This window comes from Coleofasciculus sp. E1-EBD-02, from assembly GCF_040218245.1.
Lineage (GTDB): Bacteria > Cyanobacteriota > Cyanobacteriia > Cyanobacteriales > Coleofasciculaceae > Coleofasciculus.
Map to the genome: position 1 here is coordinate 79,200 of NZ_JAVJQN010000040.1, position 13,995 is coordinate 93,194.

The 13,995-nt window shown below is 46.4% G+C and carries 13 protein-coding genes; 4 read left to right on the forward strand and 9 right to left on the reverse strand.

Features of this window, described 5'->3' with window-relative positions:
• The first annotated feature begins 190 nt into the window (after positions 1 to 190).
• A complete protein-coding gene (locus RIC07_RS07430) occupies positions 191 to 631 on the forward strand; it encodes a GNAT family N-acetyltransferase (protein WP_446394049.1) in 441 nt (146 codons plus the stop codon).
• Positions 632 to 813: 182 nt separating this feature from the next.
• Here RIC07_RS07430 and RIC07_RS07435 read toward each other — a convergent pair whose 3' ends face one another.
• The 3 genes from RIC07_RS07435 to RIC07_RS07445 are packed head-to-tail and all read right to left on the reverse strand — an operon-like array spanning position 814 to position 1,656.
• The gene (locus RIC07_RS07435; protein WP_446393967.1) at positions 814 to 1,167 is read right to left on the reverse strand and encodes a HepT-like ribonuclease domain-containing protein; all 354 of its coding nucleotides are present in this window, start codon (positions 1,165 to 1,167) and stop codon (positions 814 to 816) included.
• Positions 1,157 to 1,447, reverse strand: coding sequence for a nucleotidyltransferase family protein (locus RIC07_RS07440; protein ID WP_446393968.1), 291 nt, complete (start codon positions 1,445 to 1,447; stop codon positions 1,157 to 1,159). Before RIC07_RS07440 ends, RIC07_RS07435 begins: the two co-directional genes overlap by 11 nt.
• On the reverse strand, positions 1,444 to 1,656 hold the full coding sequence (locus tag RIC07_RS07445) for a hypothetical protein (RefSeq protein ID WP_446393969.1): 213 nt from the start codon (positions 1,654 to 1,656) through the stop codon (positions 1,444 to 1,446). The genes RIC07_RS07440 and RIC07_RS07445 overlap by 4 nt, the downstream gene beginning before the upstream one ends.
• Positions 1,657 to 1,785: 129 nt before the next feature.
• On the opposite strand from RIC07_RS07445, the gene RIC07_RS07450 reads away from it, so the two are divergent.
• Positions 1,786 to 4,734 carry a tetratricopeptide repeat protein gene (locus RIC07_RS07450; protein WP_446393970.1) on the forward strand — a complete coding sequence of 983 codons (2,949 nt, stop codon included), beginning with the start codon at positions 1,786 to 1,788 and terminating at the stop codon, positions 4,732 to 4,734.
• 144 nt (positions 4,735 to 4,878) lie between these two features.
• Here the strand turns inward: RIC07_RS07450 and RIC07_RS07455 are convergent, their stop codons facing one another.
• Both RIC07_RS07455 and RIC07_RS07460 read right to left on the reverse strand, forming a co-directional pair.
• A complete protein-coding gene (locus RIC07_RS07455; protein ID WP_446393971.1) occupies positions 4,879 to 5,508 on the reverse strand; it encodes a MotA/TolQ/ExbB proton channel family protein in 630 nt (209 codons plus the stop codon).
• A gap of 143 nt (positions 5,509 to 5,651) precedes the next feature.
• Positions 5,652 to 6,446 carry an LmeA family phospholipid-binding protein gene (locus RIC07_RS07460; protein WP_446394050.1) on the reverse strand — a complete coding sequence of 265 codons (795 nt, stop codon included), beginning with the start codon at positions 6,444 to 6,446 and terminating at the stop codon, positions 5,652 to 5,654.
• A 307-nt stretch (positions 6,447 to 6,753) separates the two neighbouring features.
• On the opposite strand from RIC07_RS07460, the gene RIC07_RS07465 reads away from it, so the two are divergent.
• On the forward strand, positions 6,754 to 7,155 hold the full coding sequence (locus RIC07_RS07465; protein ID WP_446393972.1) for a gamma-glutamylcyclotransferase family protein: 402 nt from the start codon (positions 6,754 to 6,756) through the stop codon (positions 7,153 to 7,155).
• 279 nt (positions 7,156 to 7,434) lie between these two features.
• On the opposite strand, the gene RIC07_RS07470 is transcribed toward RIC07_RS07465, so the two are convergent.
• Complete coding sequence (locus tag RIC07_RS07470) at positions 7,435 to 8,760, reverse strand: RNA-guided endonuclease InsQ/TnpB family protein (protein WP_446393973.1); 1,326 nt, start codon at positions 8,758 to 8,760, stop codon at positions 7,435 to 7,437.
• Positions 8,761 to 8,820: 60 nt separating this feature from the next.
• Between RIC07_RS07470 and RIC07_RS07475 the strand changes: the two genes are divergently transcribed.
• Complete coding sequence (locus RIC07_RS07475) at positions 8,821 to 8,952, forward strand: ribbon-helix-helix protein, CopG family (protein ID WP_446337852.1); 132 nt, start codon at positions 8,821 to 8,823, stop codon at positions 8,950 to 8,952.
• A 131-nt stretch (positions 8,953 to 9,083) separates the two neighbouring features.
• Here RIC07_RS07475 and RIC07_RS07480 read toward each other — a convergent pair whose 3' ends face one another.
• The 3 genes from RIC07_RS07480 to RIC07_RS07490 form a co-directional block, all read right to left on the reverse strand.
• A complete protein-coding gene (locus RIC07_RS07480; RefSeq protein WP_446380381.1) occupies positions 9,084 to 9,605 on the reverse strand; it encodes an anti-sigma factor family protein in 522 nt (173 codons plus the stop codon).
• A 411-nt stretch (positions 9,606 to 10,016) separates the two neighbouring features.
• On the reverse strand, positions 10,017 to 10,673 hold the full coding sequence (locus RIC07_RS07485) for a sigma-70 family RNA polymerase sigma factor (protein ID WP_044204213.1): 657 nt from the start codon (positions 10,671 to 10,673) through the stop codon (positions 10,017 to 10,019).
• A gap of 333 nt (positions 10,674 to 11,006) precedes the next feature.
• The gene (locus RIC07_RS07490) at positions 11,007 to 13,985 is read right to left on the reverse strand and encodes a two-partner secretion domain-containing protein (RefSeq protein WP_446393974.1); all 2,979 of its coding nucleotides are present in this window, start codon (positions 13,983 to 13,985) and stop codon (positions 11,007 to 11,009) included.
• Positions 13,986 to 13,995: the final 10 nt, after the last annotated feature.

The following is a 13,995-nucleotide window of genomic DNA, read 5'->3' on the forward strand; positions in this document are numbered from 1 at the left end:
ATAATAGGTAAATTGCACAGTTGATCAAGCTATTTGCTGGTGCAGTTATTCTGCTGTAGGGGCGACCCGCTTGCATTAATTAACAATGGTGTAACAATGGTGTCCACTCAATTTGTTCGGGTCGCCCTTTACTCAAATTGTTACCGTGAATAGGCTTGCATCCCTGACTACGAACGATGGAGCGATCGCGATGAGCCATATCACGTTCAAGACTGTTAATTATAAAGAATATTCAGCCGCTATTCAAGGGGTGAGACGCTCGGTTTTTCACATTGAACAAGGTGTTGATCCAAGTTTGGATTTGGATGGCAAGGATGAAACCGCCGATCATATTCTGGCGTATGTGGAGAATCAGCCTGTAGGAACAGTCAGGGTAAGATATCTGGATCATCAAACGGCTAAAATTGAACGCCTCGCTGTTTTGTCGGATTTCCGAGGACAAGAAATTGGTAAGCGATTGATGGAAGAAGCCCTCAACATTGCAGCCAACAAGCAAATCAATACAGTGGTTATTCACGCTCAAGATTATGTGAAATCGCTTTATCTAAAACTCGGCTTTTTACCAGAGGGAGAACTATTTGAAGAAGCGGGTATTGCTCATGTGAAGATGATAAAATTACTTAAATCCTAGATTTAACCTTTAATAAAATGGATTAGCCTTGCACCTAAAAAAAACGTAAAAATTATTCCACCTGTTTAACTGTGTCACGCCGATATAGGGCGACCCGAGCAAATTGAGTGGATTCCAGTTGTTCATGAAAGAAAAGCGGGTCGCCCCTACAAGCCCCCAGGGAGGAGTGCTAATCTCATTAACTATTCTTCCCTTGCTTCACACTCTAGCACCTCTTGGAGTTGGGATACTAATCGAGGTAGATCATCTTGAAGGGTTTCCCAAACTCTGGCTAGATCAATTTGAAAATATTCGTGAGTGACAACATTTCGCATTCCTGCCATCAGACGCCAAGGAATATCAGGATAGCGATTCTGGATTTCATCAGGGACAGTTCGAGTGGCTTCTCCAATCACAACAAAATCATAGAGAACTGCTTTAATAGTGGTTTCATTATTTTGAAAGTCTTTAAAGGTTATGTTGGCTGTACGTTGCTCAATTCCAGTTATGGATTGTAGAATATCGTGAAGGCGTAACCGCCAATCTCTAGAAGGCACGAATTGAATCCTTAAGTACAGGTTCTCGCAAATGTTCCTTCAACGCTTCCTGAGTTCCCAAATCCACAGCACACCCTAAAATATCTTCTAAATAATACTGCACTTGCAAGAGTTGAAACAATCCCCCTGGTCGATTAAACTCTACTAAAAAGTCTATATCACTATTTGCATCAGCCTCGTCTCGTGCGACTGAGCCAAACAAATTCAGTGATTTTACTCCCATGTCCTGTAATTGTTCTCGATGTGCTGCGAGAATGGCTAGTACCTCATCCCGTTTCATAGTTCGTTTCCTGAAATCAAATCAGTCGTGTTTTCCAGAACCTCTGTCGCAATCTGACGCACTTGAACTTCCGTAAAGCGCTTTCCTTGGTCTAGCCATTGTTGCAAGGAAGCACCAGGAATGTAATCTTGGACGAAACCAAACCACGGTAAGCCGCCTCCTGATTGCTTATTCAGGGAAAAATAGTTGATAGCGCTGATGCACGACATCTTGGCGTTGTAGCATCCTCACACCTCGGTTAAGATGGCAGCTTTCTTTCTAAGTTAGCTTAAGACATTCCGCTATAGTGAGTAGTTACTGGTTATGGGACAAAGAAAGTAGACAATGAGCGATGAACCATGAACAACCGATTACAGTGGTGGAAAACTGGAAACCGCAAATATCTAGGTATTCTGGGGCTGATTTGGCTAGCCAGCGCGTTGTGCGATCGCCTGTGGTTTGCGCTTGACAATTCTGTCCCGGCTTGGGATCAAGCGGATTATTTAACGGGTTCGTTAAACTATTGGCAAGCGTTGCAACATCCGGAGTGGTTATCTGGCGAATGGTGGACGAATTTATGGCAACTTTCGTCTAAAATACCGCCGTTTACGTATATCGCTACAGCTATTATTCAACATGTTTTTGGTCGGGGAACGGATCAAGCCACACTGGTTCTATTACTCTTTCATGCTATTCTTATCGGTTCGGTTTATGGTTTAGGTGTCCAACTTTTCAATCGTCGGGTTGGATTATGGGCGGCTGGATTAACGGTGCTTTTACCGGGACTCTATCGCTATCGTTTAGAATTCCTGCTGGATTATCCCCTAACGGCTGTTGTTACACTTAGTTTCTTCTGTCTCACGGTTTGGCGAAACCAACGTTTAATATCATCAGTTAAATTGGATGGAGACAAGGTAAAAGTAAATGATGACTGTTTAGGCGGACATGATACTGTTCACAATAACGATGGCGTTGGGTTTCGTATCTCAGCCCAACCTACAAAATTGATAGGCAGCCGATCGCTTCAATCTCTACTCTGGGCAATCATCTTTGGCTTATCCCTGGGATTAGCGCTAATGGTCAAGCAAACAGCGCTATTTTTTCTATTTATCCCGATTGTCTGGGTTATCGCGGGGATAATTCGACGGCGAGATTGGGCAGGTTTGGCTCAGTTAATCGCGGGATTGTTGGTGTCTGTGTTGATATTTGGTCCCTGGTATCGCATTAACTGGCTACTCATTTTAACCTCTGGGAAACGAGCAACTTTAGATTCCGCGATCGCAGAAGGTGATCCGGCGTTGAATACTCTAGAGGCTTGGCTTTATTATGGGAAGATTTTACCTTATTTGGTGTCGTGGGTTTTGTTGCTTGTGCCGATTGTGGGTTTGATTCTTTATTGGCGGAAAAAAGAGAGAGTTTGGGGTAGGCAAAGGAACGATATTTTTTCAACGCAGAGGGGCGCAGAGGTTAACGCAGAGGGGCGCAGAGGGTTTCAGAAACGATATGGATTAGATGGATTACGGTGGGATTTTTCTTGCGGTTGGCTGGCTGTGTTTTTGGTTGGGGGATATTTACTTTGTTCTCTAAATGTGAATAAGGATGCCCGTTATATTTTGCCATTGTTACCTGTATTTTCGTTGTTTTTAGCATCGGGTTTGGTTGTCTGGCAAGGTCGTTGGGGTAAGTCGATTCGCTGGGGAACGGTGGGTTTAGCTTCTGTGTTAATGGTGCTGAATTTGTTTCCTTTGGGCGGTGCTTTTTTAACTCAGGTTCTTGCGCCGCGTGTTCAACATTTCCCTGATTTGGGAGAATCTGTTCCGCTGGTTCAGGTAATTGATGAAATTATCCAAACCTCTCCGAATTTACAGACAACGTTAGGCGTATTACCGTCAACGCCGGAAATTAATCAGCATAATTTAAATTATTATGGGGCGTTGCGAGATTTTCAGGTGTATGGGCGTCAGGTAGGGGTACGAGAAAAGCAGATTGAACAGGATGCGCGATCGCTCTCTTGGTTTGTGACGAAAACGGGTGATCAAGGATCTGTCCCTGAAGCGCAAGCGGCTATTGTGGAAAAGGTTGAAAAAGGGGGAGAGTTTCAACTCCAGAAGACTTGGAATTTACCTGATGGTAGTCTGCTCAAGCTTTATCACCGACATCAGCCATTTTTCGAGGTCGCAACAGTCAACAGTAAACAGTCAATTGTAGGGGCGGATTTAAACCCAATTGTAGGGGTGGGTTTAGACCCAATTGTAGGGGTGGGTTTAGGAACTCAATTCAGATACTCACCAATAAATGAACAACGAAACCCACCCTACCCACCAATAAATGTTCAACAAAACCCGCCCTCTTCGCCAATAAAAGAACAACCAAATAAGCCCTTATTCAACAGCCTGCCCTTAAGTGTAGTCGAAGGGTTAGATAAAATTCAATTAAATCAGGTGATTGTCCCAGAGACAGCGCCCCCTGGTTTCCCTGTACCTGTTACGTATGAATGGACAGGGGATTGGCAACCGTTACAATCGGGAATTGTGTTATTAACCTGGCATTCGCTGGAAGCAGGAGATCAATATCAATGGTTACATGATCATGGTATTGCCATGGGAAAATTGTTTCCGAAGTCAACAAACAACCGTCGGCTATCAACCGTCACCAATCAATCGCCTAAATACCAGGTTAGTGAACGGATGGCGATGTTACCTCCAGCAGAGATTCCAGCCGGAATGTATACGTTAAAAGCCATTTATTTGAATCGAGAGACAGGGGAAACCTATCCGATATCAGTACCCCCCGTGAGGATAAAGATTGATCCAAAAGCATCTGCAACACCTGCACCGGAATTAGACTTAATCACCCAATTGCGGACATTAGCGGCGACTTTGCCCAATGGTTCTGATTCCCTGGAGTCTATCTTTGAACAAACGGGACGAATTAATCAGTATGACCCAATTCAAGATTATCTGGTGCAGGCAGATTTGGCGTTGACTCATCGGTTAAAATTGGAACCAAAGCGGTTAGACTGGACTTATGCTCAAGCTTTGTCTAGGGTTTTACAAGTAGACTCTCAGAGTGCGATCGCAGCATTAAAGCGAGTCGTCCAGCTTGATCCCCAAAATCCTTATGCTCATGCTTATCTTGCCTTCGTTTATTTATATGAATGGCGGGGTAAAGATGCTCAAAATGCGCTTAAGCCTGCCTTAAATCTCAGCCCAAATCTGCCAGAAGTTCAAGCCCTTTCTGGTATTGCTGCCCTGATGCAAGGAAATTTAGTCAAAACCTGGTATTTTATTGAAAAATTGAGAAATTAGTCCTGACCGAAACATGGGGGAAGGGCGGGTTTTGCACAAACGTTATTATCAAAATCTGGCACGACATTCCCTAAACCCGCCCCTACACAAAACCAGATTCCCTCGAAGCTCGTGAAGGATCAAAATTCAAAACTCAAAACTATTTCATCTAATTCGCTCGTAATAACCGAGATAAATCAGTTCCAGCTTTCCCCCATACTCCTGAATCAAGGCAAGTTGACGCCGATACAATCCGCGAAAAGTGTTAGCAAAGATCAGAGTTGCGATCGCGACACTCAATCCGGCGACGGTGGAAATTAAGGCTTCACTGATCCCGCCTGTCACACCTACCGTGGTTTGACCGCCAATATCCCCAATCCGTAGGGCGGCAAAGGCGTCAATTAATCCTAAAATTGTACCTAAAAGTCCCAGTAGAGGTGAGACACTAATGATGGTCTCAAATGCTGTGTTGAACCGCTTGAGAATCGGTAACTCCGCTTGCACAGCACTTTCGAGGGCGAGGCGAAATTGTTCGGGAGTGGGACGTTTGAGTTCCAACGCCGCTAGAAAAATTCGGGCGATCGGCAGATCACTGTTTTGTTCTAGCTTGAGAAAGGCTTCTGGGGGATTTTGTTGGTAGAGGTGCAGCACCTCTCGCATCAGGCGGTTCTGGCGCTGGGTGACTCGCCGCCAAAAATTTATCCGTTCTAAAATTAGCGCGATCGCTAAGATAGAAAGCACTAATAGGGGCAACATAACTACCCCACCCAAGGAAAAGAAGGCGTTCAATGACATGCAGTTGCTCAATTAGTGATGAGGGAAGAGGAAAAGAGGGCAAATTTTTCCTTGTTCACCTTGTCTCCTCCGCACCCTACACCCTACACCCTACACCCTACACCCTATACCCTACACCCCACACCCCTGTGTCCCCTGAATGGCTAAGGAGTATTGGGGATACGAGCAATTTGGGCGTAACCACTGAATATCAGTTGTTGTCCTTGGGTTTCTAGGCGGTTGATTCGCATCGTAACGCCATCAAGATTGAAGCGATCCAGATCCACCATATTATTCAAAATCTTATCTAGGGCATCGGTCAAGGCTTCAGATTTGCCTCGCAATTCCTCTGGAATAGTATCCGGTTCAAATTTAGAGTCTTTGAACAGAATCCGCCGCCGCCGTTCTACAGCTAAAGTTGAAGTCATGCTAATCGGGACTAACTCCTGATCGGGAAGGTTGACTTTGGCAAAAAGCTGAATCCGGTTATTGGGAAGCAGCTTGAGTTGCACGTCGGTGAAGGAAATTGGTTTACCCCCAGTGATATCCTCCAATTCGGGAATGGAAATATTTTCTAAACGCTTTCGCACCAGTTCAGCTTTAAACGACTGGTTGATATCGGGTTCTGTCAACACGACTTGGGCGATCGCTTGGGTGGGTTGCTTCAGGTGAATCTGACCCTTGAGGACAGAACTGAAGTCCAAGGACACAGCATCTGTTTCAAAGGACATCTCCTCCGTCCGAAACTGTCTACGGATCACCAAGCCTCGCCCCTGCATCTTAAAACTGTCAATGCTACCCTGCAACAGTTTACTGGAGGGATTGCAGCGCACCGAAACCTCGACAGACTCACTGCGAGTAAAGAGGTGGCGAATCGTATTGCTGGCGACGGTATTGAGCATCCGTTCGCCCCAATCTGTACCAGACGGGTTGGTAAAACCGGCAAAGCCACCGAGCATAGTAGTCCTGTTATCCACGCGAGTTGTCTCTTTACATTTGTAACAAAATGTGAAGCCTTCAGCAATCTCACGGTGGAAATATTGATGGATATTGAAAATTGATAACTAGCATAGACCTAGGGTTGACTTGGGGTCTAGCTATGGGAATAGAATTTCTGAAGTGAATGATTAGTTTTGGTAAAGGTGAGAGAAGGGAACAGGGAACAGGGAACGGTTTTCATAACTTCAACCCCTAAACTCTACCATGAAATCTGATCAATTATTTTCAAAGCTTAGTCCAGGACGGTCAAAGGATGAGGAGGGGAACATGTCCATCCGGGTGTTTGTTTACGGGACTCTCAAACCTGGGGAAGTCAATTATCAACGCTACTGTGAAGGAAAAGTGATAGCCGCCCAACCTGCGATCGCGTTGGGTCAACTGTTTAATTTGCCCATCGGCTATCCGGCGATGATCCCTGGTAATAATCAGGTGCGAGGATTTTTACTGACGTTCACTGAGCCAACCCTTTTAACCGTCTTGGATAAGCTAGAAGACTACAATCCGCAGCGAATCCCAGAGGACAATGAATATTATCGGCAACAAGTGACGATTTATGATCTAGCGAACCAATCGTTAGGAGAGGCTTGGATTTACCTGATGCAACCTGAGCGAGTGCAACGTTTAGGGGGTACACTCATTTCTTCGGGTTGGTGGAGTCCTATAAATTAGGGTCTGCTGAATAAGTCTTGTGGTGGGGTTAGAGAGCAGGGGAAGCAGAGGGAGCAGAGGGAGCAGGGGGAGCAATGGTACATTTTCGGTGATTCTATCGCCATAGTTTTCAACACCGAGCGAAGCCGAGGTGTTGATAGATAGTCTCACATTTCCTTGAAGATGAACAACTTTCTCTACGGCTCCAAGTGTTGATAGCTAAGGGTTTTGGCTTTGTTCAGCAAGCCTAAATGATGAATACCCCATCTGAAAGGAAATGGGGCAATGAACTACCCAGACCTACTTCGTTGAGGTCTGGGTTTCTACAACCAGACCAGCAGGACTGTGTTTCCGACGCTTCGCTTGTCCTAGTTGCTTCATGCTTCCCGTTCGTTTTCTCTCACGAGTTTCTGAAGTAGAGCTAGAGACATCAGCGTCTACGAGGCTCGTTCCAAACCCCGGTAGAATTCCTAACGCCCACAAAAGCATGACCAAAGCTGCGGCTAAATCCCTATCCATTGTGAATCCGCATTTATGACAATGGTGAACTCTTTCGTCTAAGGTCTTTTTCTCCTGATTTCCACAGTTAGGGCAGGTTTGGGATGGTTTAACTTTGCGAGTAGGAACCTCGATAAAAACCCCGCCCACGTCTTTTACTTTGTATTCAATCGCTGACCTCAGCATTCCCATTCCCACGTCCAAGATGGATTTGTTTAGCCCAGCTTTTTGCTTTTTGCGCTTGCCTTTCTTGGAAGAGCGGGTCATTTTAGAGACTTCTAGCTTTTCCGTAGCAACGAAGCTATTACAGCGTACAATGTCTGTTGCTACTTGGTGTGCCCAGTTTTGGCGTTGATTAGCTACCTTGCGGGTTACTTTACTGATTTTTGCCTGGGTCTTTTTCCACCGACTAGAGCCTTTCTGTTTTTTCCTCCTGTTGGGGGCTACCTTACGGCGCTTCCCTTTAGACAGATGTTTAATCTTAGTTTCAGCTTTTCGTAGAAACTTAGGGGCTTCGATAAAAGAATGGTTTTCCCCGTCAGTTATTGCTAATGCTGACTTACACCCAAAATCAATGCCAACTGAACCAAAATCTGTCTGCCTTGTCGCTGCCTGTAATTCGGTTAGATTAACAGTTATGCTGGCGTACCATTTGCCATTACGATAAACAAGGGTGCAAGTTGTTGGAGTACCCCAAATCCGGGCTTTCCCGCGCATCTGAATTGAACCAATTTTAGCTAGTTCTAGATAACCATTATCACCCGTTGTGTGTACCTTCCAACCCGTTTTACTCGGATATGTCCAGCCAGAATAATGCTTAATCGACTTATATTTAGGTCGCTTGGCTAACCCCTTAAACCACCGATTAAAAGCGTAATCAACGCGCTTTAATGTGGCTTGCAAGGTCATGCAGTTACATTCCTTGTACTCTATCCAAACCTCTTTAAAAGCAGGTAAAGAATTTTGCTGTTCAAAATAGTCAACCCGATGGTTAAACCTTTGGTACTGAGTAAATCGATTGCAAACAGCAGCGTTATACAAGTCCTTGTGCAACTTACGGTGATACCGCAATGCTGAAGATTGCTTTTTATTGGGGTATAGCCGAAAAGTTACACGTCGAACTGGCATTGGCTGAACTTTTAGTTATCCTGTATGTATACACTCACAGGATAACACTGAATCCGGAAAATGGCTAGAACGAATAAGGTAATTGTCAGACTGACCGACAAAGAGAAAGAAAAAATCAAGAAAGAATCTGATAGGCTGGGTGTCTCAATGTCAGAAATTGTCCAAGACTGGATTAAACAATTGCCAGACTAAATATATTGGAAATCTCCGTGCCTCCGATTTCCCCCTATCCCTCCCCACCTTGCTGACGCTGAAGGTGGGGACTCACGCGACTACGTTGAATAGAGAGATATTTTTCTGTTTTCTTGCCAGCGACAGGATAGTTAGGGATTGAAGATGGCAGAATCAACGAAATTTTCCGGCGAGGCACTTTTAGCCTTGGGGATTTGGATAACTGGACGGTTCACGGCGATCATCAGAGGCTCCGCCGCCTCTTCGGTTACAGGAGTTTGAGCCAACCGTGGCATAAACTGACTACCAGGGAGTATCCCAGCAAAGGCACTGACAAACATCGCGGCGATCGCAGCGCCACCCCAAACCATGGTGTTCCGTATGCGGCGGCGATCAATGCGGCTAAACACCTGATTTGCCGTCTCTTGAGTGGTTACCTGAGTGGCAGGTACGGGGAGCTGATGCAGCCCTTGGCGTAGCTTCATCAGTCGAGCATACAAGCGCTGGCTATTGGCATCATTGGCTAACCAATCTTGCACTTGATAGCGCTCGGCTGCTGTCACCTCACCATCAATGTAGGCACTGATGAGTTCAAAGCGATCGCGCTGTAGACTATCCATGTCTCTGGCAGCTTTTTGCCCGGAACAGTTATGAGCATCAAAATTAGAGTTCATTTTAGATCACCACCGAGTCTTCACTAGCGCTCAATTATGGATCGTTATCGTTTTTGACATCATCCCACACTGACTCTATTCGAGAGAGCGTATGGGCTTCCTTGGTCGTAATCTGATCAATTACGCTGTTGGCGTTTTATAGTGAGGAGATGCCCAGCCCCACTGTTAAACTGTATTGGCTGATAAGGTTTGACTTTGACCGTTAACCTGCCAGCTTTTGCAGCTTGGCAAATAAAATAATAGTTGAAAGTTGACCTTAGCCAGGGTAACGCAAGACTTGACTGAACGACTACACCCTTCATTCCATTGCTCTCAAGTGTTTGGAATTACTCGCTCCAAGATGTTATATATCCCATCATAGAATGAACTTTGGTTTAGGGGAACAATTTCCCCATTCTAATCCGGAGACGATTAAACATCTAGATAGGGTTGCAGTTGAGATTGCAGTCTTGAGCGGGCTCTAGCGATACGCGACTTGACGGTTCCCAGGGATACGCCTGTAATTTCGGCAATCTCTTCATAAGCCATCCCTTCAATTTCTCGCAAGACAATCGTCGTGCGGAATGCTTCTGGCAAGTCTTTAATGGCTTCTCGTAGCTGGGCGTAAAATTCCCGCGTTGCCATATTGTCTTCCGGGCTTGGACCATCAGCAGCAATTTCCCAATCCATCTCACCATCATCCATCCGACGCGGTGCATCCAGGGACAATGGCGGAGCTACCCGCTTGCGCTTACGTAGCTCGTCATAGAAAAGATTGGTCGTGATACGACTCAACCAACCCTTAAATTTGACAGGTTCCTTGAGGCGCTTAATATTCCGGTAAACTCTAATCCAAACTTCTTGCGCCAAGTCGGGTCTGTCCTGCCAATCTGGAGCCAGATGGTATAAAACCTTCTCCACATGGGACTGATATCGGCGTAGAAGTTCAGCAAAAGCAGCCCGGTCAGGAGTAATACCGTCCTGACAGCGCAAAATTAAATCGTAGTTCGAGAGTTTTTCAGGTTGCACCGTCACATTATTGGGTGTGACCTCAACCGGGGACCAGGATAGAGAAATCGATTGGCTCATGGATGGTAATGGGTGCTAGAACATCCTTACTTTTCACAGACGCCTGACTTCACGTAGAGTTCCCGCTTAGATTAGCAAAGGCTTGGTTGGGGTGAATAAACTAAATTTCAATTATCTCTATTCAAACTTACCAAGTACATCCTCCAAACGGGTAATGTTTCCCGTCAAGTTTCAATATGGCATCTGGAAAAGCCTATCATCATTCTTCTAGAGGAAAGACATCCTATCCGGAAAAACTCACATCTTGCACCACTTGCATTAACTGCTTTCCCATCTCCCCTATCTCCCTCATCTGGGTTGACTGACAAAGGTGCAAGATATCAGAAAAAAGGTTTACCTAGCCAGTTCTTCATAATACTGCACGCGCTCGGTTTCAGATAGACTGCGTATCTGGTTGATATAACTGGCAAACTCCTTTGGATTTAAGGACGCTTGCTTGTGAGCGCGTTCACTCCAGTAGGCTTGTCTGGCTCTCCAAGACATTTGTTGGGTTAGGGTATATTCCTCCTCACCTACCATTTGGGCGTAGGCTTGCTCTTCTGCTGGCAGTTGATTCAGATTGTTCCATCCCTTACCCAAGGCTTCCGGGTGCATCTGATCGTCCCACTGTCTTCGGCAGTCTAATTCAGTTGCGGTTGTCGTCAAAACGCGCTCATAAACTCCATCCTCTGGCAATGGTCCTCGTTTCGGTTCCTGGATGAGATTTTGACATACACCACTAGCCAGAGTGAGTTCTTGGTCAATTTCCGGGGATTGGCGGAAGAACATCTGGGTAGTGGTTGCATTACTGTTACTGTCCTCCTGGGGAGTAGAAACAAAACCGTCATCATCTGGGGGAGTCATCATACCACCATCATCTGGGGGAGTCATCATACCACCATCATCGGCAGGAGGCATCATACCACCATCATCGGCAGGAGGCATCATACCACTATCATCTGGGGGAGGCATCATACCACCATCATCGGCAGGAGGCATCATACCACCATCATCGGCAGGAGGCATCATACCACCATCATCTGGCGGAGGATTTAATACACCATTACTTAAACCAGGACGGGTGTTAAAACTAGCTACTGAACCGACTTCACCAGTAACCCGATTGTCTGGTGAAGTCAAAGGAGCCGGAACTTGAGCAAAGATACTACCGAAGATGTCCTCAGCGCTGCCAGTCTGCGGTAAGCCACTTTGCCAAGCCCCGACAAACCCACCGTCGGATCGACCTGTGATCGTCGGGTTGAGCTGAAAATCCGTTGCACTGGTGATGGCAAACTCTGAGCCTGCCGTTCCATCTGCCCTGTAGCGCCGTCCGAAAATATCACTATCGTTGCCAGCACTCTGCCACGCTGCCACAAAGCCACCGTCTGCTAGAGCCGTAACATCCGTGGAATTGATTACGCCACCAATTAGTGTATCAGCGATCGCAAACTCTGAGCTTGACGTTCCATCTGCCTGATAACGCCGTCCGTAAAGACTACGATTACCACCCTGATCCCTCAGCCAGGTGGCGACAAAACCGCCATCCGCTAAACCCGTGATCGTAGGATGGCGCTGAGAATCCATTGCCTCGCTGATCACAAACGCTTCACCTGCGGTGTCATCTGCCCCATAGCGCCGTGCCTTAATGTTACTCAGGTCGCCAGTCTCACGATTTTCCCAGGTTACGACAAAACCGCCGTCTGCTAAAGCCGTAACATCAGGAAACTGTTGTTGAGTTGCCGTATTGCTGATAATAAACTCTGGACTTGCGATGCCATCTGCCCCATAGCGCCGTCCGTCAATATTTCTACTGGCAGTTTGCAGATCCTCCCAAACCACGACAAAACCGCCATCGGCTAATGCTGTGACGGTGGGATTTAACTGATTACCAGTCGCATTACTGACGACCAACTCCGAGTTAGTCCCGTCTGCTCGGAAGAGTCGCCCATATATATCATTTTGGAAAGCATTCTCATTACTCTGCCACGTTACCACAAAGCTGCCATCTACTAAAGCTGTGACGGTAGGACGCAACTGCTGATTGGTCGCACTGCTGATCATAAATTCTGCCCCTACTGGATTACCATTGGCGTCGTAGCGTTGCCCGTAAACGTCAAAGTTACTAATTGGCGGATTCTGATTACTGTCCCACACGACAACAAAACCGCCATCAGCTAGAGTCGTGATACTGGCAAATTCTTGGACTTCCACCGCATCAGTGATGGTTAATTCTCCTTGGGGTTGTAATGTGGAATCACCTGTTTGGTTGAGCGTAACTGTACCGCTAACTCCTGAACCGTTACCATCGCGATCGCTAGCGTGTAAATTACTGTAACCATTGGCTACGGGCGAGATCTGCAAATCCCAAGCTGTCAGGGTTATGTCCCCTCCATTTCCACCACTGGGATGACCATCTGCTGAAATTTCAGCAAGACGCTGCACCTCTAACTGGTTACCTGCATTCAGGTTAATACGGCTGGCATTGCTACCATCGCTGCTATTAGCGTTAATGACACCGCCATCCTGGATAGTGAGGTTATTCTCAGCATTGATGGTTACCAGTCCTTGAGTCCCAACTGCACTCTGAGCGTTAATCGTACCGCTATGGGTGATATTATCAGCAAATAATCCAGCGACTCCCCGTTGGGCAGCAATGGTTCCTAAGCTCTGGATATCGTTTGTGCCGTCTGTGGTTACAGTGAAGATCATATTGCCCAGAGGCGATTCAGCTAAGACGACCTCTGTACCCGCTCCTAAAACCGTCTGACCGCCCGGTGTCGTAATATTACCTGCCTGCTGGATAGTCTTAGCCATTAGCCACACCTGACCTCCATCCCCAGCCGTTGCGGTGGTAATTTGCGCTCCATTTTCCACCGTAATCGGAGTACCAGCACCAATTTGCCCAAAGCGATAGTTTCCGTCCAGGAAATCCTGGTTAGATAGGTCTAGAGTAGAGGCAATTAACCCCTGCACGTCTACCAGGGCATCAGCGCCAAAAACGATACCGTTAGGATTAATCAGAAATACTCGCCCATTAGACTGTAATGTCCCTAAAATCTGGGATGGGTCAGTACCAATAACACGGTTGAGAATAGCACTGCTAGAATCTGGCTGGAGGAAACGGGTAATCTCACCCAGATTGATGGAAAATTCCTGCCAGTTGATAATTGTTCCAGCCGAGTTCGTAATCTCCAGAATCTCAGGACTAGGATTGGCGAAAGTAGCAGTGCCATTGACAACTGTGGGGTTGGTAGGATTCCCATGAGCTGGAGTGCAGAGGTTAGCAAGTATTAGAGCAATGAGTACACGTTTAAATTTGGCGTAGCCTGTCATAATTCTTACT